At 71.6% G+C, this 20,692-nt stretch carries 25 protein-coding genes; 19 read left to right on the plus strand and 6 right to left on the minus strand.

Annotation, left to right across the window (positions count from 1 at the left end):
• Nucleotides 1-224: 224 nt before the first annotated feature.
• From BM204_RS22825 to BM204_RS19655, 3 genes are all read left to right on the plus strand, one after another.
• On the plus strand, nucleotides 225-374 hold the full coding sequence (locus tag BM204_RS22825) for a hypothetical protein (RefSeq protein ID WP_170259271.1): 150 nt from the start codon (nucleotides 225-227) through the stop codon (nucleotides 372-374).
• An 85-nt stretch (nucleotides 375-459) separates the two neighbouring features.
• Nucleotides 460-1,887, plus strand: coding sequence for an adenylosuccinate lyase (gene purB, locus BM204_RS19650; RefSeq protein WP_091116976.1), 1,428 nt, complete (start codon nucleotides 460-462; stop codon nucleotides 1,885-1,887).
• A 34-nt stretch (nucleotides 1,888-1,921) separates the two neighbouring features.
• A complete protein-coding gene (locus BM204_RS19655) occupies nucleotides 1,922-2,209 on the plus strand; it encodes a DUF1330 domain-containing protein (protein ID WP_091116979.1) in 288 nt (95 codons plus the stop codon).
• An 18-nt stretch (nucleotides 2,210-2,227) separates the two neighbouring features.
• Here BM204_RS19655 and BM204_RS22830 read toward each other — a convergent pair whose 3' ends face one another.
• Together BM204_RS22830 and BM204_RS19660 are read right to left on the minus strand one after the other, a co-directional pair.
• Complete coding sequence (locus BM204_RS22830; protein ID WP_170259272.1) at nucleotides 2,228-2,395, minus strand: hypothetical protein; 168 nt, start codon at nucleotides 2,393-2,395, stop codon at nucleotides 2,228-2,230.
• Between the two features lie 15 nt (nucleotides 2,396-2,410).
• Nucleotides 2,411-2,674 carry a hypothetical protein gene (locus tag BM204_RS19660; protein WP_091116982.1) on the minus strand — a complete coding sequence of 88 codons (264 nt, stop codon included), beginning with the start codon at nucleotides 2,672-2,674 and terminating at the stop codon, nucleotides 2,411-2,413.
• A gap of 220 nt (nucleotides 2,675-2,894) precedes the next feature.
• On the opposite strand from BM204_RS19660, the gene BM204_RS19665 reads away from it, so the two are divergent.
• Entirely contained in the window at nucleotides 2,895-3,488 is a 594-nt protein-coding gene (locus BM204_RS19665; protein WP_091116984.1) for an antibiotic biosynthesis monooxygenase, read from the plus strand.
• Between the two features lie 18 nt (nucleotides 3,489-3,506).
• Here BM204_RS19665 and BM204_RS19670 read toward each other — a convergent pair whose 3' ends face one another.
• A complete protein-coding gene (locus tag BM204_RS19670; RefSeq protein WP_091116986.1) occupies nucleotides 3,507-4,124 on the minus strand; it encodes a hypothetical protein in 618 nt (205 codons plus the stop codon).
• Nucleotides 4,125-4,195: 71 nt separating this feature from the next.
• Here BM204_RS19670 and BM204_RS19675 point away from each other — a divergent pair, with 71 nt between their 5' ends.
• The 9 genes from BM204_RS19675 to BM204_RS19715 all read left to right on the plus strand — a co-directional run bounded on the left by BM204_RS19675 (nucleotide 4,196) and on the right by BM204_RS19715 (nucleotide 11,646).
• Nucleotides 4,196-5,080, plus strand: a complete 885-nt coding sequence (locus tag BM204_RS19675) for a phosphoribosylaminoimidazolesuccinocarboxamide synthase (RefSeq protein WP_091116989.1) — start codon at nucleotides 4,196-4,198, stop codon at nucleotides 5,078-5,080.
• Complete coding sequence (locus BM204_RS19680) at nucleotides 5,080-5,490, plus strand: SRPBCC family protein (RefSeq protein ID WP_091116991.1); 411 nt, start codon at nucleotides 5,080-5,082, stop codon at nucleotides 5,488-5,490. The genes BM204_RS19675 and BM204_RS19680 overlap by 1 nt, the downstream gene beginning before the upstream one ends.
• 117 nt (nucleotides 5,491-5,607) lie before the next feature.
• The gene (locus BM204_RS19685) at nucleotides 5,608-7,185 is read left to right on the plus strand and encodes a long-chain-fatty-acid--CoA ligase (protein ID WP_091116993.1); all 1,578 of its coding nucleotides are present in this window, start codon (nucleotides 5,608-5,610) and stop codon (nucleotides 7,183-7,185) included.
• A complete protein-coding gene (locus BM204_RS19690; RefSeq protein ID WP_091116995.1) occupies nucleotides 7,182-7,370 on the plus strand; it encodes a hypothetical protein in 189 nt (62 codons plus the stop codon). The genes BM204_RS19685 and BM204_RS19690 overlap by 4 nt, the downstream gene beginning before the upstream one ends.
• Before the next feature lie 106 nt (nucleotides 7,371-7,476).
• The gene (locus BM204_RS19695; RefSeq protein WP_091116997.1) at nucleotides 7,477-8,805 is read left to right on the plus strand and encodes a hypothetical protein; all 1,329 of its coding nucleotides are present in this window, start codon (nucleotides 7,477-7,479) and stop codon (nucleotides 8,803-8,805) included.
• Nucleotides 8,806-8,866: 61 nt separating this feature from the next.
• Nucleotides 8,867-9,118: a phosphoribosylformylglycinamidine synthase subunit PurS gene (purS, locus tag BM204_RS19700; protein ID WP_091116999.1), complete on the plus strand. Its 252-nt coding sequence runs from the start codon at nucleotides 8,867-8,869 to the stop codon at nucleotides 9,116-9,118.
• The gene (gene purQ / locus BM204_RS19705) at nucleotides 9,115-9,783 is read left to right on the plus strand and encodes a phosphoribosylformylglycinamidine synthase subunit PurQ (protein WP_091117002.1); all 669 of its coding nucleotides are present in this window, start codon (nucleotides 9,115-9,117) and stop codon (nucleotides 9,781-9,783) included. The genes purS and purQ overlap by 4 nt, the downstream gene beginning before the upstream one ends.
• Nucleotides 9,780-10,244, plus strand: coding sequence for a DUF3817 domain-containing protein (locus BM204_RS19710; RefSeq protein ID WP_091117004.1), 465 nt, complete (start codon nucleotides 9,780-9,782; stop codon nucleotides 10,242-10,244). Before purQ ends, BM204_RS19710 begins: the two co-directional genes overlap by 4 nt.
• Before the next feature lie 88 nt (nucleotides 10,245-10,332).
• Entirely contained in the window at nucleotides 10,333-11,646 is a 1,314-nt protein-coding gene (locus BM204_RS19715; RefSeq protein WP_170259273.1) for an outer membrane protein assembly factor BamB family protein, read from the plus strand.
• Here the strand turns inward: BM204_RS19715 and BM204_RS19720 are convergent.
• Nucleotides 11,643-12,995, minus strand: coding sequence for a glycoside hydrolase domain-containing protein (locus BM204_RS19720; protein WP_246166490.1), 1,353 nt, complete (start codon nucleotides 12,993-12,995; stop codon nucleotides 11,643-11,645). The two genes, BM204_RS19715 and BM204_RS19720, sit on opposite strands and share 4 nt — an antisense overlap.
• A 268-nt stretch (nucleotides 12,996-13,263) precedes the next feature.
• On the opposite strand from BM204_RS19720, the gene purL reads away from it, so the two are divergent.
• From purL to BM204_RS19735, 3 genes are all read left to right on the plus strand, one after another.
• A complete protein-coding gene (gene purL / locus BM204_RS19725) occupies nucleotides 13,264-15,558 on the plus strand; it encodes a phosphoribosylformylglycinamidine synthase subunit PurL (RefSeq protein WP_091117009.1) in 2,295 nt (764 codons plus the stop codon).
• Nucleotides 15,559-15,561: 3 nt separating this feature from the next.
• Nucleotides 15,562-15,993: an alternative ribosome rescue aminoacyl-tRNA hydrolase ArfB gene (arfB, locus tag BM204_RS19730; RefSeq protein WP_091117012.1), complete on the plus strand. Its 432-nt coding sequence runs from the start codon at nucleotides 15,562-15,564 to the stop codon at nucleotides 15,991-15,993.
• Nucleotides 15,994-16,101: 108 nt separating this feature from the next.
• Entirely contained in the window at nucleotides 16,102-16,857 is a 756-nt protein-coding gene (locus BM204_RS19735; RefSeq protein ID WP_246166493.1) for an alpha/beta hydrolase, read from the plus strand.
• Between the two features lie 3 nt (nucleotides 16,858-16,860).
• Here the strand turns inward: BM204_RS19735 and BM204_RS19740 are convergent, their stop codons facing one another.
• Nucleotides 16,861-17,073, minus strand: a complete 213-nt coding sequence (locus BM204_RS19740; RefSeq protein ID WP_091117013.1) for a hypothetical protein — start codon at nucleotides 17,071-17,073, stop codon at nucleotides 16,861-16,863.
• 199 nt (nucleotides 17,074-17,272) lie between these two features.
• Here BM204_RS19740 and BM204_RS19745 point away from each other — a divergent pair, with 199 nt between their 5' ends.
• From BM204_RS19745 to BM204_RS19755, 3 genes are all read left to right on the plus strand, one after another.
• Entirely contained in the window at nucleotides 17,273-17,608 is a 336-nt protein-coding gene (locus BM204_RS19745; RefSeq protein WP_170259274.1) for a sterol carrier family protein, read from the plus strand.
• Between the two features lie 63 nt (nucleotides 17,609-17,671).
• Nucleotides 17,672-19,012: a dipeptidase gene (locus tag BM204_RS19750; RefSeq protein WP_091117016.1), complete on the plus strand. Its 1,341-nt coding sequence runs from the start codon at nucleotides 17,672-17,674 to the stop codon at nucleotides 19,010-19,012.
• Between the two features lie 16 nt (nucleotides 19,013-19,028).
• Nucleotides 19,029-20,219: a PucR family transcriptional regulator gene (locus BM204_RS19755; RefSeq protein WP_091117018.1), complete on the plus strand. Its 1,191-nt coding sequence runs from the start codon at nucleotides 19,029-19,031 to the stop codon at nucleotides 20,217-20,219.
• 15 nt (nucleotides 20,220-20,234) lie between these two features.
• Here the strand turns inward: BM204_RS19755 and BM204_RS22835 are convergent.
• Nucleotides 20,235-20,692: HNH endonuclease signature motif containing protein (locus tag BM204_RS22835; RefSeq protein WP_177223730.1), on the minus strand; the 458-nt coding region annotated here is incomplete at its 5' end.

Here is a 20,692-nt window from a genome sequence, read left to right on the forward strand (position 1 = left end):
CACGGTCGGCTGCTGAGTGCGCGAGCATCCTGCGAGCGACTCCGGGCCGTCGGGCTGAGCCGTCGGCATGCCCAGCGGGTGCTGGACTCCGGTCTCGCGGGCCCGCCCACCCGGCTGCCATCAGCCACGCTCTACGACGCCGACCGGGTGGACCGCCTCCTGACCTCCCCGAGCCCGGAGCTACCTCGGAGCAGCAGCGGGACCAGGCCGGGGTGGGGTGGGACGTGCCCGCGATCGCCGCCGTGTGGATGCGCCTCTGCACCGATCGGCACGGCTTTCTGCCGTTCGTGCTGACGGTGGGGGGCTTCGTCGTCCTGGGTGCCGACATCATCGGCGTGCGCACCATGACGCGCTGCAGCACCGACGGGTGGTGACCGGCCCGGGCCCGCCGTACTTGGTCCGCGGCTGGCACCCCACGCCTGGCGGCGGCCCCGGCTGGGGCGTGGGACACTGGAGCCCGTGACCGCACCCCTCGTCCCCAACGTTCTCGCCACCCGCTATGCCGGTGCCGACCTTGCCGAGATCTGGTCGCCGGAGCACAAGATCGTGCTCGAGCGGCAGCTCTGGATCGCGGTCCTGCGCGCCCAGCGCGACCTGGGGATCGACGTCCCCGACGGTGTGGTCGAGGCCTACGAGGCCGTCGTCGACCGAGTCGACCTCGCCTCGATCGCCGCCCGTGAGCGGATCACCCGTCACGACGTGAAGGCGCGCATCGAGGAGTTCTCCGCGCTCGCCGGGCACGAGCACATCCACAAGGGCATGACCTCGCGCGACCTCACCGAGAATGTCGAGCAGCTCCAGCTCAAGCAGTCCCTCGAGCTGTTGCGCGACCGCGCGGTCGCTGCGCTCGTCCGCCTCGCCCGCCTGGCCACGGAGCACGAGACCACCGTCATGGCCGGACGCTCGCACAACGTCGCTGCCCAGGCGACCACCCTCGGCAAGCGCTTCGCGAGCGTCGCCGACGAGATGCTGATCGGCGTCGAGCGCCTCGAGGACCTGCTGCGTCGCTACCCCCTGCGCGGCATCAAGGGCCCGATGGGCACCGCCCAGGACATGCTCGACCTGCTCGACGGCGACGAGTCCAAGCTGGCCGCGCTCGAGGAGGGCGTCGCCCGCCACCTCGGGTTCGAGCGGGTGCTGACCTCGGTCGGGCAGGTCTACCCCCGCTCACTGGACTTCGACGTGCTCTCCGCGGTGGTGCAGCTCGTGTCCGGCCCGTCCAACCTCGCCACGACGATCCGGCTCATGGCCGGAAACGAGATCGTCACCGAAGGGTTCAAGGAGGGGCAGGTCGGCTCGTCCGCCATGCCCCACAAGATGAACACCCGCTCCTGCGAACGCGTCAACGGCCTGGCCGTCGTCACCCGCGGCTACCTCTCGATGGTGGGTGAGCTCGCAGGTGACCAGTGGAACGAGGGCGACGTCTCCTGCTCCGTCGTACGCCGCGTGGCGCTGCCCGACGCGTTCTTCGCCGCTGACGGGCTCTTCCAGACCTTCCTCACCGTGCTCGACGAGTTCGGCGCGTTCCCCGCAGTCATCCAGCGCGAGCTCGACCGCTACCTGCCGTTCCTCGCCACGACCAAGGTCCTGATGGCGGCGGTGCGCAACGGGGTCGGCCGCGAGACCGCCCACGAGGCCATCAAGGAGGCCGCTGTCGGCACCGCGCTGGCGATGCGCCAGGGCCAGGCCGTCAACGACGTGTTCGCCAAGCTGGCCGCCGACGCGCGGCTGGGGCTCACCGCTGCCCAGCTGGAGTCGCTGGTCGCCGACCCGATCACGTTCACCGGCGCCGCGGTTCACCAGACGCAGGTCGTCGTACGCCGGGTGGCCGAGCTCGCCGAGCGCTACCCGATCGGCGCGGCCTACGTGCCGGGAGCGATCCTCTAGATCCCGGCCGCGGCGCGGCTGGCAGCATGAACCCATGACTGCCTACTGGATCAGCCTCTACCGGGAGATCACCGACGAGGCCAAGCTGGCGGCCTACGCCCAGCTGGCCGGACCGGCGCTGACCGGCGCCGGTGGCACCTTCCTGGCCCGCGGGATGCCCGAGCAGACCTACGAGGCCGGCGAGGCGACCCGTTCGGTGCTCATCGAGTTCGACTCTGTCGACGCCGCGCGCGCGGCCCACGACAGCCCGACCTACCAGGAGGCGCTGGCTGCGCTGGACGGTGGCGCCGTGCGCGACCTGCGGATCGTCCCCGGGGTCTAGCCAGTTTCGCAGGGACTCTCAGTCGTCGGCTGGCGGGTCGCTCTCGAAGGCGGGACGCATGCGCAGGTCGTCAGCCGGGTCCGACGGGGCACAGCAGGACTGCCGCGCCGGTCCGTGCCTGCGGGACGCGAGCGTCAGCGCCAGCACGATGAGCAGGAAGACGCCGAGAACCAGGATCGCGACCATGTCTGCGTCCCCGCCTCAGGAGTAGCGGTGGCTCTTGGCTGCGTGGCCCTGCTCGCGCGTGCAGGTCTTGCCGCCCATGTTGCGGTGTCCGCACGGCTCCTCGGAGCCGGACGGCTCGACCGCAGCCTTGGCGGGAGCCCGCTTCGCCTTGACCTTGGCGGGCGTGGCGGACGCCTCGGGTGCGACTGGCGACCGCGCAGCCTTCTTCGCGGGCGCACCGGCCTGGGCAGCTGCGTAGCGGGCCTCGCGCATCGCGCGCAGGGCGTCCATCTTGCTCATCGTCCACTCACGACCCTGATCCTAGTCGGCGGCACCGACAGCCGGCGAACGCCCTGTGCGGTCCTGTGGAACCCGATAGTGCAGTGATTTGGTTCAGTGAGGGGAACCTGACCGGGACAGCGCCCGCGGCGGGCTGCGTCGCTACAGGTGCGCAGACCCACAGCCCCGGGGGCCGCCCTCGGGTTGCTGCTCGCACGGTCCAGCCGCGACCATCACAGGCATGACCACCCCCGCCACGACGTCCCCGGTCACCGTGTCGATCACCCGCCACCTCGAAGCGGGCCACGAGGCCGAGATGGTCAGCTGGCTCTCGGCCGGCATGGCGCTGGCGGAGCGCTTCCCCGGCTTCCTCGGCGCCGGCTGGGTGCGGCCCGACACCGACTCCGAGACCTGGCACATGCTCTACCGCTTCGCCGACCACGACGCCCTGTTGCACTGGGAGCAGTCGCCCCAGCGCGCCTGGTGGCGCTCGTCGGCCTCCGGCCTGGGCGTCGTGGAGTCACGCGTCGAGAAGCGCACCGGCATCGAGGGTTGGTTCGACGAGCCGACCTCGACCGACGTGGGCGACCTGCGCCCGGCCGCGGCCGCGCCGCCGCGCTGGAAGCAGGCCTGCGTGATCTTCCTGATCTTCTTCCCGCTGAGCCTGGTGGTGAACTGGCTCGGCGTCACGCTCCTCGCGGACGTCGTCCTGCCCTTGCGGGTGCTGGTCTCGGTGCTGGTGATGACGCCGGTGATGACCTACGTCGCCCTGCCGTGGATCACCCGCCGCATGGAGTGGTGGCTCCACGATCGCCCCGCTCCCTGGCGGCGCTGAGCCCAGCAGGAGCCGAGCTCAGGAGCGGGCGTCGCCGCCCCAGTTGGCGAGCTTGGTCGCCACGGTGTGCAGGTCGGCGCGCCAGATGCCCTCGGGACCGGCCGGCAAGATGTCGTCCCACTCGAGCGCGGTGGAGCCGAGCACGTTCGTGAGCCGTGCGGTGCGGGCGAAGAACCAGACGTGCAGGTGCGCGCCACCGTCGCCCCAGCGGTCGACGTGGACGCGAGCGATCTCGGGCAGGTTCTCCATGATCCGCACCAGGCGGTTGGAGATCCGGCCGAGCTGGGAGGCCAGCTCGTCGTCGAGGTCGCCGAGATCGAGGTGCTCGCGGGTGTGCAGCGTCAGCACCAGCGGCAGGCCCGAGGGCTGACCGCCGTGGGTGAGCACCCAGAACTCGTCCTCCCAGACCAGGCGCGTCGGGTCCGGCCTGGTGCAGGCCCCGCACGGCTTGTCCATGCTGTCGCCGAAGCGGGCGGGTTCGTCGCTCGGCGGCTGGAGGACCTTCGGCACGAGGGCGCCGTCGACGACCTCCCACGGAAAGATGTCCCAGTCGCCGATTGGCGGCATGGGCAGGCGACCGTCGGTCCCGACGGCGGCGACGATTCGGGCGTAGACCTCTTCGGCAGACTCCGGCATGACCCAACTGTGCCACTGCGGCTCCGACGGTCCCGACGCGGCCTGGGCGGAGGACGCCCTAGGCTGGCCGCGTGGCCGACCTGAACATCCCCGAGGCGCCGGTCATCCCGGGCGCCACCCACCTGCACTCGGGCAAGGTGCGTGACCTCTACGTCCTCGACGCGGGCGACCTGCTGATGGTCGCCAGCGACCGGATCTCGATCTTCGACTTCGTGCTCGACTCGACGATCCCCGACAAGGGCGAGATCCTCACGCGGATGTCGCTGTGGTGGTTCGAGCAGCTGGCCGACGTGGTGCCCAACCACGTCATCTCCAGCGATGTCCCCGACGTCGTCCGCGGCCGGGCCGTCGTGTGCCAGCGCCTCGACATGTATCGCGTCGAGTGCGTCGCCCGCGGCTACCTCACCGGCTCCGGACTGGTCGACTACCGCACCTCCGGTGAGGTCTGCGGCGTCGCCCTGTCGCCCGGCCTCGAGGACGGCAGCCGCCTCGACACGGCGATCTTCACACCCGCGACGAAGGCCGCGCTCGGTGACCACGACGAGAACGTCTCCTACGACGCCGTCGTGGCCGAGGTGGGCGCGCCGGTCGCGGAGCGGCTGCGGGGGCTCACCCTCGAGGTCTATGACCGTGCCGAGGAGATCGCCCGCGGGCGCGGGATCATCCTGGCCGACACCAAGCTCGAGTTCGGCGTCGGCGCCGACGGCGAGATGGTCCTCGGCGACGAGGTCCTCACGCCCGACTCGTCGCGCTTCTGGCCGGCCGACCAGTGGCAGCCCGGCCGCACCCAGCCGTCGTACGACAAGCAGATCGTGCGCAACTGGGCGCTCTCGCCGGAGTCCGGCTGGGAGAAGGCGTCCGGCGAACCGCCGCCGCCGCTGCCCGCAGAGGTCGTCGATCGCACCCGGGCCCGCTACGTCGAGGCCTACGAGCTGCTGACCGGGGAGAGGTTCTGATGCACTTCCCCGTGAGCCCCGAGGTCGCCTTCGACTACCTCGCCGACCCGGTCAACCGCCCGGAGTGGCAGTCCAGCCTCAAGGGGGTCGAGGACATCGACGGCCTCGTCCGCGTCGGCCAGAGCTGGATCGACGTCACCACCCCGGGGCTGCGCCCGCGGATGGAGACCACCGAGCTCGACCGCCCCCGACGCTGGACCGAGCGCGGCACCTGGCGGATGGTCACCGCCGAGCTGACCCTGGAGTTCGCGCCCGCCCCCGGCGGCTGCGAGGTCGGCGTGCAGATGCACCTCGAGGCCAGCGGCCTGCTGCGTCCCGTGGGGCCGCTGCTCACCCGGCTCTCGCCCCTGGCCGTGCGCTCCGACCTCAAGCGGGCCGCGGCGATCCTGGCGAAGCGCTACCCCGCCTGACACCTCAGCCCGCGTCGATCGCGAGGATCACCACGAGGCCGGAGCGCGGGTGGCCGGTGACGAGTTGGTGAGCGGTCAGTAGGTTGTCACCACCCACGACGATGTGACGGAGGACTCGTGTCGGACACGACGTACAACCTGGCCAGCCTGCTCGAGAAGAGCGCGGAGAAATATCCCGACCGCGAGGCAATCGTCCTCGCGGACACGCGGATGACCTACGCGCAGGTCAACGGCGCCGCCAACATGGTGGCCAACCTGCTGGTCTCCCGCGGGATCGAGCCCGGGGACAAGGTGGCGCTCAGCTGCGCCAACCTGCCCTACTTCACGATCATCTACTACGGGATCCTGAAGGCCGGCGCGTCCGTCGTGCCGCTCAACGTGCTCCTCAAGGGGCGCGAGGTGGCCTACCACCTCGGTGACGCGGAGGCGAAGGCCTACTTCTGCTTCGAGGGCACCGCCGAGCTGCCGATCGGCGCCGAGGGTTTCGCCGGTTTCAATGCCGCCGACGGGTGCGAGCAGTTCTTCGTGGTCACCGTCGACCCGGCAGCGCCAGCCCCGATCGAGGGCGCGGAGACGTTCGGCCAGGCGCTGTCGGGCCAGGCGCCGACCTTCGAGACCATCGCCACCGACGAGGACGACACCGCGGTCATCCTCTACACCTCCGGCACGACCGGTCAGCCCAAGGGCGCCGAGCTGCGTCACCGCAACATGCGCGACAACGCGCTTGCCGGTGCCGACCTCTTCGGCGCGAGCGAGGACAACCCGGACACCGCCCTGTGCGTGCTGCCGCTCTTCCACTCCTTCGGTCAGACCGTGGTGCAGAACGGCACCTTCGCCTTCGGCGGCACCGTCGTCATGCTGCCGCGCTTCGAGGCCGACGCCGCGCTGAAGACCATGGCCAAGGAGAAGGTCACCTTCTTCGCCGGCGTCCCCACGATGTACTGGGCCCTCCTCGGGGCGCTCGACGACTCCGGGGTCGACGTCAAGGAGCTCGCGGCCAACCTCCGCGTGGCCGCTGCCGGTGGCTCGGCGCTCCCGGTGGAGGTGCACAAGGAGTTCGAGAAGCGCTTCGGCGTCACGATCCTCGAGGGCTACGGCCTCTCGGAGACCAGCCCGGTCGCATCGTTCTCGCCCTTCGGCCAGGACGTGCGGGTCGGCTCGATCGGCCTGCCGATCCCCGGCGTCGAGATGAAGCTGCTGCAGTCGGAGAGCTGGGACGAGGTCGACGACGCCGACAACGCCGACGCGGTCGGCGAGATCGCGATCAAGGGCCACAACATCATGAAGGGCTACTACAACCGGCCCGAGGCCACCGAGGAGTCGATCCAGGACGGCTGGTTCCGCTCGGGTGATCTCGGTCGCAAGGACGCGGACGGCTGGTTCTACATCGTCGACCGGTCCAAGGACATGATCATCCGCGGCGGCTACAACGTCTATCCGCGCGAGATCGAGGAGGTCCTGCTGACCCACCCCGACGTCTCGCTGGCGGCCGTCATCGGCGTGCCCCACGAGAGCCACGGCGAGGAGATCAAGGCCGTGGTCATCCTCAACAAGGGCGCGACTGTGACCGAGGACGAGCTGATCGCCTGGGGCAAGGAGCAGATGGCCACCTACAAATACCCGCGCCAGGTGCAGTTCGTCGACGACCTGCCCATGACCGCGACCGGCAAGATCCTCAAGCGCGAGCTGTCGTGAGGACCATCGGCCTGGCCGTGGCCGGGCTGATGGTGCTCGCCGGGGCGCTGTGGACACTGCAGGGTCTCGACTACATCGGGGGCAGCGCTATGTCGGGTGAGCGGACCTGGTCGATCATCGGTCCCATCGTCGCCGGCCTCGGCGTGGCCCTGGGCATCGTGCTGCTGCAGAACCGCCGCACCTGAGGCGCCTCACCGATGACAGCAGCGCGCCCCGCCGGGCCTTCCCGGCGGGGCGCTGCTGCGTCACAATGCCGACACGGGACCACGCCCGTTGACGCTGAGGTGGCCGATGGAGCTGCACGAGAGCCTGGCTGAGCTGGTCGGGCACGTCGGCCCCCAGGTGCTCGACGACGCCGACGGACTCCGGGCCGCGCTCGACGACTACCTCGACGAGGGTGCGGCCAGCACCGGTGACATCAACCTGCTGGTCGACACCGTCCGGCTCGGTGCCTACGCCTGGATGATGAGCACCATCGCCAGCGGTGGTGAAGGCGCCAAGGCGGTCGAGGCCGCCGGCGTGATCCTGGCCCGTGACCGCGGCAGCCGCGATCTCGACACCGCACGGTGGGCCTGCGCCGTGCTCGGCTTCGCGGTCGGCGAGGTCGGTGACGCCGACGTGCGCCGCTACCGCACCCGCACCATGGAGGTGCCGCTCGGGCAGGCACCCGAGGACCCCCGGCCGAGCCCGCCATCCGTGCCCGCGGTGGACCCCCACGTCGCCACGGCGCCGGCCCAGCCGGCACTCGCCCCGGTCACGGAGGCCGCGGCCCCCGCGGTGATCGGCCCGGGCCAGCCGTCACCACTGACCGGCCGCAGGCGGCGCCGTCGTACGCCGGTCCTCGCGGTGCTCGTCGTCCTCGCCGTCGTCGGGGGCGGGCTGGCGGCCTGGCGGGTCCTCGAGGGCGACGACGACCCCGACCGCAGTCCTGTCGCGGTGGATCGTGAACCGTCCCCGACGGGCGACCCGACGCCAGACCCGACACGCGAGCCCGAGCCGCTGCCGTTCGACGTGGGCGCCGCCTTCGTCAACCAGCCCTGCTCGGGCGAGGTGATCGTGATGCTGGCGACCGCAGGGGTGGCGGACAACTACGCTGCCAAGCTCGGCAACGCGGTCGAAGGCGTGCCCGACGCGAAGGTGCTGCGTGCCTCCGACTCGTGTGCTGCCTTCCAACGCACGCACCCGGAGTCGGGCCAGCCGATCTACAACGCTTACGTGGGGCCCTACGCGACCGTGCCGGAGGCGTGCCAGGCGATCGAGGGCCTGGACAGCGGCACCGCCTGGGTGCGCGAGCTGGCCAACCCCTCGCAGGAGCGGGAGCTGTGCTTCTGCGAGTCCTCGGTCGACGCGCTGCCGACGATCGGTCCGGACTCCGACCTGACCTCGCGGCAGGTGCGGCGGCTGGTCGGCCAGGTCCAGTGGGGGCTCTACCTCTTCGGGCTGATCCCCAAGGAAGGGGTGTTCCAGAGCTACGGGCGAGTCACCCCCGACCTCGTCGCAGCCCTCCAGGACTTCCAGTCGCAGGTGCTCGTCGAGCCCGACGGCGTCATCGCCCAGGAGACCTGGGAGCGGCTGCTCGACGAGTTCTGTGAGACCGAGGTCTACGACGTCGAACGCTGAAAAGTAGGATGGTCGTGTCCGCGCACCCCACCCGGTGCCGCCCTCACCGCAGGAGCCTTCCGTGCCTCGAGTCGTCGTCGACGTCATGCCCAAGCCCGAGATCCTCGACCCGCAGGGCAAGGCCGTGCTCGGGGCCCTGCCCCGCCTGGGCTTCTCCGGCGTCACCGACGTCCGGCAGGGCAAGCGCTTCGAGCTCGAGTTCGCCGGTGAGGTGACCGAGGCGGTCCTCGCCGAGGTGCACCAGATGGCCGAGACCCTGCTCTCCAACCCCGTCATCGAGAATTTCACCGTCCACGTGGAGCAGCCCGCATGAAGATCGGCGTCGTGACGTTCCCGGGATCGCTCGACGACGTCGACGCGCAGCGCGCGGTCACGATCGGCGGCCACCAGGCGGTCGCGCTCTGGCACGGCGACCACGACCTGCGCGGCGTCGACGCCATCGTGCTGCCGGGGGGGTTCTCCTACGGTGACTACCTGCGCTGCGGTGCCATCTCGCGCTTCTCGCCCGTCATGGCCGAGGTCATCGCGGCCGCCGGTCGCGGCATGCCCGTCCTGGGCATCTGCAACGGCTTCCAGATCCTGTGCGAGTCCCACCTGCTCCCGGGAGCGCTGATCCGCAACGACCACCGCAAGTTCGTCTGCCGTGACCAGCGCCTGCGCGTCGAGAACAACCGCACCCCGTGGACCTCTGCCTACGCCGAGGGCGCCGAGATCACCATCGTGCTCAAGAACGGCGAGGGCGGTTTCGTCGCCGACGAGGCCACGTTGGACCGGCTCGAGGGCGAGGGCCAGGTCGTCGCGCGCTACCTCGGAGACAACCCCAACGGCTCGCTGCGCGACATCGCCGGTGTCACCAACGCCGCCGGCAACGTGGTCGGGCTGATGCCGCACCCCGAGCACGCCGTCGAGGAGCTGACCGGCGCCGGCACCAACGGCCTGGGCTTCTTCACGAGCCTGGTGGAGCAGTCGTTCGCATGAGCGCTCGCACCGGCACGGGTCCCACCCGGCTGTTCCGCGTCGTCGCCACCGCCGAGGCGATCACCTGGGCCGGGCTGCTGACCGGGATGTTCCTCAAGTACGTCACGGAGACCACGGAGGTCGCGGTGTCGGTCTTCGGGATGCTGCACGGCATCGTCTTCATCGCCTACTGCCTGACCACCGTCGTCGTGGGCATCGACCGTCGCTGGTCGGCCTCCCGGCTGATGCTCGGCCTGGTCTCGTCGGTCCCGCCGTTCATGACGATCTGGTTCGACCGGCACGTCGAGAAGGCCGGCGGGCTGTCGGACTCCTGGCGCCTGACGACCGAGCCGCCGCACGGTGCCGTCGAGCGGCCTGCGGCCTGGCTGCTGCGCAACCCGCTCCAGGGCGCGGTCGCCGGGATCGTGGCCGTCGCCGCCCTCACCGGCGTTGCGTTGCTCGTCGGGCCGCCCGTCGGCTGACACTGGGCTGACACTCGACTGACTCTGGGCCCACACTGGGGGCCGACGCGGTCCACATGGGGTGGGGCGGCAACCGGGGGGACGAGCAGTGAGCACCGAGCAGGACGCGCCGGCCACGGCGAGCTGCACCTACTGCGGCAACGCCTACGGCCCCGCCGACGTCGCGTGCCCCCGCTGTGGGTTCCCGACGCCCCTGGCGAAGGTCAAGGCCGCCTCCGACGCCCGTCGGGCCCGGCTGCGCACCCGGGTCGTGGCGGGCGCCGTGGCGCTGGCCGTCGTGGGCGGCAGCGCCTTCCTGCTCCTCGGCGGCGACGACGAGACCGCACCGACGACCTCGAGCAGTCCCTCGGGCACGCCGTCGACGTCGGGGTCCGATCCCGGGGTCCGCGAGCTGCAACGCGTGTGGGAGACCACGCTGGACGGCACGGTGCTGGGCGAGCTCGGGGTGGGTGACGGGGTGGTGGTCTCGATCGACTCGGGCGACCTCGTGTCGCTCGACCTCGCAGGCACGGCCACGTGGAGCAGGGCCCAGCCCTCGCGACCCGTCGTGGGGCTCGACGCGAGCGGCCAGGTGCTCGTGAGCGCCGAGGACGGGCCCGGCATCAGCGCCAACGCGCTCGCCGACGGTGAGGAGCTGTGGCGATACCCCGACATCACCTACGTCGGCGTCGCCGACTCCGGGCTCGTGGTCGACGTCGAGGCCGGGGGCGGGCCCTTCGGGGTGCTCGACGCCCGCACCGGCGTTCCGACCTGGTCGGTCCCCGACGTCGATGCCTCCGCCGTGGCCGGCGCGATGGCCTACGTCCTGCGGGGCCCCGAGCTCACCGCGCTGAGTGCCGCCGACGGCAGCGTGCTGTGGACCAGCGACGTCGGTGCCGGAGCCGAGGCGACCCTGGTCGCCAACCTGGGCCTGGTCGTGGTGGTCAAGGGCTCCGAGGTGCTTGCGCTCGACCCGCTCAACGGCACCGAGCGCTGGGCGGCGCAGGCACAGGGCGCCGCGGTCGAGGTGTTCTCCGATGAGCTGGTGGTGGTGACGAGCGAGCGTGCGGCGCCCCCGACGGCGGTGGTCTACGACGCGATGGGGGAGCGTGGCACCCTCCCGGTCGAGGACGGCCTACCTGCCGACCTGGTGCCGTTCACCGTGGACGGTGAGTCCTACGCCGTCGACCCCGTCTCCGGCGCCGTCCTCGACGAGGACCTCACCGTGCTCGCGACCTACGACGGCACCGTCACCCCCGCCGCCGACGGCGTCTACGTCGTCGCCGACGGCGTCGTCTCCCACTACCCGCTGGGCGCCCCCACCCCCGATGCCGGGATCGAGGTGCCCGGCGCCGAGCGGGTGGTCGTCCTCGCCGACGGCTTCGCGGTCGTCGCCGGCGACACCGTCATCGGCGTGCGCTAGCGGGCTCCGGCCTCGAGCTGGCCCCAGGTCGGGAAGGCGACCACGCCGTTGACCGGGGTGCCGGTCTTCTGCTGGTAGGCCCGGACGGCGTTGGTGGTCGCGGCGTCGAAGACCCCGCTCGCCTTGATGGGCTTCGTCAGCGCGGCGGCGTTCAGGGCGCGCTGGACACGGCGTACGGCGGGACCGGCGGAGCCGACCTTGAGCACCTCGCGCGGGCCGGCGGCCAGCAGCATGATCCAGTGCCTCACGAACCACGACGAGGTCACCGCCACCTGGTGCTCGGTCTGCCAGGCGTTCATCGCCTTGACGAGCTTGGGGTTGTAGTTGCCCCCGGTCGGGCCGTCGTAGAAGCCCTGCTCGCGGAGCAGGCACTGCAGCGCCTTCATCTGCGCTGCCGGCGGGCGGTAGGTGTCGGTCGGGGGCCGCAGCAGCGGGTACTCCCAGAGGGAGACGTTGACGTCACCACAGTGGGTCTCTGCGTCGGCGACCGAGCCGCGGCCGAGGTCGAGGTAGTTGCGGTCGATGTTGATGCGAACGCCCCCCCAGGTCTCGTCGTGACCACCCATGTATTGCTTGATGCGGCCGCCGGGGCGCCAGCCGTCCTCACGGATGTAGGAGGTCGAGGTGTTGGCGATGCCGTCCCAGCGGGCGACCCAGATCGCGTCCGGGAGCGTGAAGCGGTCGGGACGGTTGATGCGGGCCGCGTCGAGCGCGGCGATGCCGGAGCCGGCGCTGGAGTAGACCCCCGAGACGTAGCCGAGCTCGTGGAGCTTCTGGGTCCAGCCGCTCAGGAAGGTCAGCGCGGACTCACGGCAGTCGGTGTTGCTGTTGTCGTAACCCTCGAGGTCGTACCACAGGGTGCTCCTCGCGACGATGCCGATCGCCTTGGCTGCAGTGACGGCAGAGACGGCCTCGTCCATGCCCTGCTGCCTGGCCAGCGCGTAGCGGCCGACCTTGCCCGGCTTGGGATTGATCGTGACGTCGTCGGAGTAGCGCGGGAAGCGCGGCTGGCAGGAGGCCTGCGGGCCGAGGGTGATCGGCAGCAGCCGCCAGCCGTTGCGCAGCTGCTTGCTGATCCAGGTCGGGGTCAGGTTGGGCTGGTCGCGACAGGCGCGCGACGTCCCGGAGAGGTAGATGCCGACCGCGAGGAACGGCGAGTTCTGGAGCCAGGCGTTCATCGCCCTCTGGTCGGGCGCGTGGCACTGGTCGAAGCCGTAGCCGGTGAAGTCGCCGGGCGTCACCACGTTGCCCTCGCGGGCCGCGGTCGCCGGGGCGTTCACGGGGGCGCTCGCTCCCGCCTGCGCCGCTGGGCTGACGACGCTCAGCGTGGCGAGCGTCAGCAGGCCCACGGCCGCGAGGCTCGAGGCGTGTCGGAGTCGGGAGGAAAGGCGGCGAAGAGGGGCGTGAGGCATGGCGGAGCTCCAGGGGAAGGGTGTCGATCCGTCGGACGGCGACGTCACCATAACCTCATGAGTCACACCCGTAACAGGCCTCCGGAGTAACTACAGATCTGTAATTCGCGGACGTTCCGAGAGGCTCCGCGGCCAACGCTGAGCGGTCCCGTCCGTTGCCCGCGCCGGGTGCGGGCCTGCCGCCCGGCGCCGGTAGATTGGCCGCGTGCCCGAGACCTCCCCCGGCTCCCCCCAGCGGGGGACCACCGCGACGACGCCCACCCTCGACACCGTTGCCGTCGCCAGTCAGGACCCGACCCGCGAGCAGCCCTGGGCCGACCTCGGTCTCAAGGCGGACGAATACCAGTCGATCCGCGAGATCCTCGGCCGGCGCCCCACCAGCGCCGAGCTCGCGATGTACTCGGTGATGTGGAGCGAGCACTGCTCCTACAAGTCCTCCAAGGTTCACCTCAAGCAGTTCTCGGAGATCCCGCAAGAGACTCCCGCCGGCAGGATGCTGGCCGGCATCGGCGAGAACGCCGGCGTCATCGACGTCGGCCAGGGCTATGCCGTGACGTTCAAGGTCGAGTCGCACAACCACCCGTCCTACGTCGAGCCCTACCAGGGTGCCGCGACCGGCGTCGGCGGCATCGTCCGCGACATCCTCGCCATGGGCGCTCGCCCGGTCGCGGTCATGGACCCGCTGCGCTTCGGCCCGCTCGATGCCCCTGACACCCTGCGCGTGCTGCCCGGGATCGTGGCCGGCGTGGGTGGCTACGGCAACTGTCTGGGCCTGCCCAACATCGGTGGCGAGGCCGTCTTCGACGAGTCCTACCTCGGCAACCCGCTCGTCAACGCGCTGTGCGTCGGCGTGCTGCGCCACGAGGACCTGCACCTGGCCAAGGCGTCGGGTGCCGGCAACCAGGTGATCCTCTACGGCGCCAGGACCGGCGGCGACGGCATCGGTGGCGTCTCGATCCTCGCCAGCGAGACCTTCGAGTCGACCGGCCCGGCGAAGCGGCCCGCCGTGCAGGTCGGCGACCCCTTCATGGAGAAGCTCCTCATCGAGTGCACGCTCGAGATCTTCGCCGCCCGGCTCGTGGCCGGCATCCAGGACCTCGGCGGCGCCGGACTGTCCTGCGCGACCTCCGAGCTGGCCAGCGCCGGTGACGGCGGCATGCACGTCGAGCTCGACCGCGTGCCGCTGCGCGACTCCACGCTCTCGCCCGAGGAGATCCTCATGAGCGAGTCGCAGGAGCGGATGATGGCGGTCGTCGAGCCCGACGACGTCGCGGCGTTCCTGTCGATCTGCGCCAAGTGGGAGGTCGACGCCACCGTCATCGGCGAGGTCACCGACACCGGCCGGCTCCACATCGACTGGCACGGCGAGCGCGTCGTCGACGTGCCGCCGCGCTCGGTCGCCCATGACGGCCCGACCTATCACCGGCCCTTCGCCCGCCCCGACAGCCAGGACGTGCTCCAGGCCGACGTCGCCGAGGCGCTGCCGCGTCCCACGACCGGCGACGAGCTGCGTGAGACCGTGCTGCGACTCGCGGCGTCGCCCAACCTGTGCGACAAGTCCTGGATCACCGACCAGTACGACCGCTACGTCCGCGGCAACACCGTGCTCGCCCAGCCCAGCGACAGCGGGATGATCCGCATCGACGAGGACACCAACCTCGGTGTCGCGGTCTCCACCGACTGCAACGGTCGCTTCGCCCGCCTCGACCCCTACGCGGGTGCGCAGCTGGCGCTGGCCGAGTCCTACCGCAACGTCGCGACCGGCGGTGCGACCCCGCTCGCGATCTCCGACTGCCTCAACTTCGGGTCGCCCGAGGACCCGGCCGTCATGTGGCAGTTCGCCGAGGCCTGCCGCGGCCTCAAGGACGGCTGTCTCGAGCTGGGCATCCCGGTCACCGGCGGCAACGTCAGCCTCTACAACCAGACCGGTGAGACCGCGATCCTCCCGACCCCGGTCGTCGCCGTGCTGGGGGTCATCCAGGACGTCACGAAGCGCACCCCGTCGGCCTTCGAGGCCGCCGGCGAGCGGATCTTCCTGCTCGGCGAGACCCGCGAGGAGCTCTCCGGCTCCGAGTGGGCGCACGTCGTGCACGGTCACCTCGGCGGTCGCCCGCCGGCGGTCGACCTGGCCGGCGAGAAGGCTCTGGCCGAGCTGCTGCGCGAGGGCGTCGGCCTGCTCACCAGCGCCCACGACCTCTCCGACGGCGGGCTCGCCCAGACGCTGGTCGAGGCGGGCCTGCACAGCATGATCGGCGCGAACGTCTCGTTGCCGGGCGACGCGTTCGTCGGGCTCTTCGCCGAGTCGGCGGGTCGCGTGCTCGTCACGGTCGCGTCGGGCGACGAGGAACGGCTGATCGAGCTGGCTTCGCGCCACGGCGTGACCCTCACGTCGCTCGGCGACACCGGCGGCGACAGCATCGTGGTGTCCGGCCAGTTCGAGCTCGCGCTGCTCGAGGTGCGCTCGGCCTGGATGGCGACCCTGCCGGCAGCGCTGGGCTGATCGTTGGCCGACGACCTGGTCATCTCGCGGTCGCTGGTCGTGCCGGCGGCCGAGCTCGCCGAGCGCTTCTCCCGCTCGTCGGGCCCGGGCGGTCAGGGCGTCAACACCGCCGACTCCCGGGTCGAGCTGTCCTTCGACCTGGGCGCCTCGCCCAGCGTGCCGGCGTACCTCCAGGAGCGGATGCTGGAGCGGCTCGTCTCGCGCCTGGTCGACGGCGTCATCACGGTCGCGGCGAGCGAGCACCGCACCCAGCTCGCCAACCGACGCGCCGCCCGGGAGCGGCTGGCCTCGCTCCTGCGCGACGCGGCCCTGCCACCGTCGCCGAAGCGGCGCGCGACCCGGCCGACGCGGGGCTCCAAGGAGCGACGGCTCGGCGCCAAGAAGCGGCGCGGCGACATCAAGAAGGGGCGCCAGGGGCGTTTCGACCAGCCGTAGTTGGAGGGGGCTGCTGAGATGGCGTTCGTGCACCGACGGATGCTGCTGAGGCTCCCTGCTCTGGGGGTCGTCGGCCTCGCGCTGGCCTCGTGCGGGCAGGATGCTCCCGTGAGAGAGCCCGACGGTCCCGGTGAGGGACGCTTCGACTACGGCGCCGACCCCAGCCAGTACGGCGAGCTGTACCTGCCGCAGGGCACGCCCCGGGGCGTCGTGGTGGTCATCCACGGCGGTTTCTGGAAGGCGGAGTACGACCTCTCGCTCGGGCAGCCCCTTGCGACTGCGCTGGCGGCGCAGGGGTGGGCGGCATGGAACATCGAGTACCGCCGCGTCGGCAGTGGAGGCGGCGGGGGCGGGGGTGCGCCGGAGACCTTCGACGACGTCTCCGCGGCGATCGACGCCCTCGCCGGGCTCGGGGTCGACACCTCGACGGTCGTGACGCTCGGCCACTCCGCCGGCGGCCACCTCGCTGCGTGGGCCGCCTCACGCGGTCGCGACGGTGCCTGGCCGGACCTGGTGCCGGTCACCCACGTGATCTCCCAGGCCGGGGTGCTCGACCTGGTCGCCTCCGAGCGCGACGGGCTGGGCGGGGGCGCTGCCGCGGCGCTGCTCGGACACGCCCCGGGGCCGGAGGACGCGGCGTACGACCCGATGCAGCAGGTGCCCCTGGACCAGCCGGTGTGGTGCGTGCACGGCAAGGCCGACACGATCGTGCCGATCGGACAGTCCGGCACCTACGTCAGCGCCGCCACCGCCGCGGGGGCGCAGGCCGAGCTGGTCGCCGTCGAGGGTGACCACTTCGTCGTCATCGACCCGCTGTCGCCGGCCTGGACCGAGGTTCTCGAGATCCTGGACGGGATCGGCTGAGAGTCAGGCAGCAGGCGGCAGCGTCGAGATCTTCTGCCAGATCTTGCGCGACATCCCGGTCGTCAGCTCCTCGATCGAGTTGACCGTGTCGAGCACGACCGCGTCGCGCGACTCCTCGGCACACAGGGCCGCGGTCTTCGCGACCAGGCTGAGCAGCGTAGCTGGTGGAGCAGCGCGAGGGTGCGGCCGCGCTGCAACCGCTCCGGCACGGTCCACAGGAAGAACGCCGCGATGCGCTCCTGGAGGTGCCGCACCGTGTCACGCACCGGTCCTGCCTCCAACGGCTCGTGCAGGTCGCGGGTCACCGTCGCAGCGTAGGCGTTCGCGGGGGGCGTGTGCGGGGCGTGTGCGATGGCACCGATCCGTCATGGTGCCCACCAACTAGGGTTCACCCCGTGCCCGAGGACGACGACTGATGCCGCCCCGCCTGCGGGTGCTGGGCGCCGACGAGCTCGCCACCGCGACCGCGGCCGACGACCTCCGTGCCCTCACCAAGCACTTCATGGCCGTCCTCGAGCAGCGCGCGCCCGGCCACTCCGTCGAGGTGCGGGTGCCGCCCTATGCCGCCGTGCAGGTCGTCCCCGGGGTCCGGCACACCCGCGGCACCCCGCCGGCCGTGGTCGAGATGGACGCCACCACCTGGATCGCGATCGCGACCGGCGAGCTCGACTGGTCCGTCGCCGTGGCGAGCGGCAAGGTCCGCGCGTCCGGCGAGCGCACCGACCTGTCGACGTACCTGCCGCTGGGGTGACGCCCGAGGTGACGTCCGAGGTGACGTCGGGCCGGGTGTGTGCGTCTGGATAGGTTGGCGACCATGACTGCACTGATCCGCGCCAAGGTCACCGCTCTCCTCCCCAGGATCCGTCAGGACCTCGAGGACCTGGTCCGGATCGAGTCGGTGAGCGCCGACCCCGCGCGCGCCGGTGAGGTGCAGCGCAGCGCTGAGGCCGTGGCCGCGCTCCTCCGCGCCGAGGACTTCGACTCCGTCGACATCGTCTCCGCCGACGGGGGAGCGCCCGCGGTGATCGCCCACAAGCGCGGCCCCGAGGGTGCGCCGACGGTGCTGCTCTACGCCCACCACGACGTCCAGCCGGAGAACGACCACGCCGAGTGGGACTCCCCGCCCTTCGAGCCCACCGAGCGCGACGGCCGGCTCTACGCCCGCGGTGCCGCCGACGACAAGGCCGGCATCGCGGCCCACCTGGGGGCGCTGCGGGTCTTCGCGGACGACCTTCCGGTGAGCGTCACGATGTTCATCGAGGGCGAGGAGGAGGTCGGCTCCGACACCCTGCCCGCGCTGCTGAAGCAGCACCACGACGCGCTGCGTGCCGACGTCATCGTGATCGCCGACTCCGGCAACTGGGACATCGGCGAGCCCGCCTTGACCACCAGCCTGCGCGGCCTGGTGCGCGTGGACGTCGAGGTGCGCACGCTCACCCACGCCGTCCACTCCGGCATGTGGGGCGGTCTGGCCCCCGACGCGCTGATCACCTTGAGCCGCCTGATCGCCAGCCTCCACGACGACACGGGCGACGTCGCGATCGCTGGGCTCCACGCCGGCCCGGCAGCCGATGTCGTCTACCCCGAGGAGCGCCTGCGCGCCGAGTCCGGCGCAGTGCCCGGCCTCGAGTGGATCGGCACCGGCTCGGCCGTCGAGCGGCTCTGGACCAAGCCCGCGCTGAGCATCACCGGCCTCGACGCCCCCAAGGTCGACGGCGCGAGCAACACGCTCGTGGCCTCGGCCCGCGCCAAGATCAGCCTGCGCATCGCGCCGGGCGACACCACCGCCAATGCGCTGACCTGCCTCCAGCAGCACCTCGAGGCGCACGTCCCGTGGGGCGCCGAGCTCACCGTCACGGTCGTCGACACCGGTGAGGCGACCCAGATCGATGCCACCGGTCCGGCGTACGACGCGGCACGCGCAGCGTTCCGGGAGGCTTGGGACGGCACCGCTCCGGTCGACATGGGTGTTGGCGGGTCGATCCCGTTCATCGCGGAGTTCCTCGAGGCCTTCCCGGAGGCCAGCGTGCTGGTGACGGGTGTCGAGGACCCCGACACCCGCGCCCACGGCGCCAACGAGGGCCTGCACCTCGCGGAGTTCGAGCGGGTCGTGCTGGCCGAGGCGCTGCTGCTGAAGAACCTCTCCGAGCTCTGAGACCGACACCCCGACCATGCGCGCCGACACCCTCGCCTTCCTCACCGAGCACCGGCGCGCCAGCCTCGACACCCTGACCGAGCGCCTGGTCGTCACGATCGAGGAGGACAACCCGGGCTACCGCGCGACGGGACTGGTCCCGCGCACCGACCTGTGGCGCTCCTGCCACGACAACATCAGCCGGATCCTGGAGCTGCTGGCCGAGGCGCTGGAGCGCGATGCGCCCCACGGTCGTGCCGACGACAACCCGGCCTACGACGCGGCGCGCACCACCGGGCGTCGCCGTGCCGAGCAGGGTCTGCCCCTGGACGTGGTCCTGCGCTCGTTCCGCATCGGCGGGCGGCTGATCTGGGACGACCTGGTCGCCGCCGGCGAGACCGCGCTCGACGCGGTCGAGCTGCGCGAGATCGGCACGCTGCTCTGGGAGGTGGTCGACGAGACGTCGGCCCAGGTGGCCACGAGCTACCACCTCCACGAGCGCGCCGCCGTGCGCGCCGACGAGCAGCTGCGGGCCCAGCTCTGGGAGGGCCTGATCAACGGGCGCGCCAAGGAGCCGGGCTTCGCCCACGAGGTCTCCAGGTTGCTCGACCTTCCGGTGTCTGGTGACTACCTCGTCCTCGTGACCGGCACCGAGCTCGACCCGACCGCGGCCGACCGCCACCTCGCACCGCACGCGAGCGCCTGGGTCCGTCGTACGGGCGGGCTCGTGGGAGTGGTCGCGCTGCGCGACGACCGTCCGGACGAGGCGCTGGCCGCGCTGGAGCAGCTTGCCTCCTCACTGCGCGCCCCGCTGGGGGTCTCGGTGGTGGTCCACGGACTCGCCGGGATCGACCACGGCTACCGGCAGGCCTCGCTGGCGCTGCGCGTGCAGGACGGGCAGCCGGGACTGGCACCCTTCGACCGCCAGCTGCCCGAGGCGCTGCTGCTGAGCTCGCCAGAGGTCGCCGCCCGGTTGGTGTCGATCTGGCTGCGTCCGGTCCTGGAGCTTCCCGACGCCGAGCGTCGTGTCCTCGTCGACACGCTGCGGGCCTGGGTCGCAGCGGGCGGGTCCTCGACCCGCACCGCCGAGGCGGCCCACTGCCACCGCAACACCGTGATCAACCGGCTGAGGCGCGCCGGTGACCTCACCGGGATGACCTTCACCGACGGTTGTCCGCCGGTCGAGCTCGACCTGGCGCTGCGGGCGCTCCGGCTTGAGCCGCGCTGACCCTGCCCGCGCACCTCAGGGGTCGGTGAGGTCGCTTGTGCCGGTGGGGGTGACGAGCATGGTCTGGCCGTGGGGTTCTCGCCAGAGGAAGGTGCCGGGGGTGAGTTGTTGGTATCGCCAGCCGGCGTGGGTCTTGAGCTGGTGGTGGTGTCGGCATAGGGGTGCGAGGTTGCATTCGCAGGTGATGCCGGTTCTGGTGTGGGCGGTGAGGTGGTCGAGGTCGCAGGACCTGGACTTCTTTGTGCAGTGGGGGAAGACGCAGGTGGGGTTGCGGAGGCGGACTTTCTCGGCGGTGAGGAAGGTGGGGACGTAGGGGTCTGGCCCCTGGTGACCGTGGTGGCCGGTGTCTTCGCTGCCGTTGCAGTGGTCGTTGAGGTTGATCACGGGGCGGATGGTGATGTGGCGGTCGCCGCGGGCGAGCCATTCTCGGATGCGGTCGGCGAGGAGGGTGTGGCCGGCCTCGTCGTGGGCGA

The sequence above is a fragment of the Nocardioides psychrotolerans genome (assembly GCF_900113685.1).
Classification (GTDB): domain Bacteria; phylum Actinomycetota; class Actinomycetes; order Propionibacteriales; family Nocardioidaceae; genus Nocardioides; species Nocardioides psychrotolerans.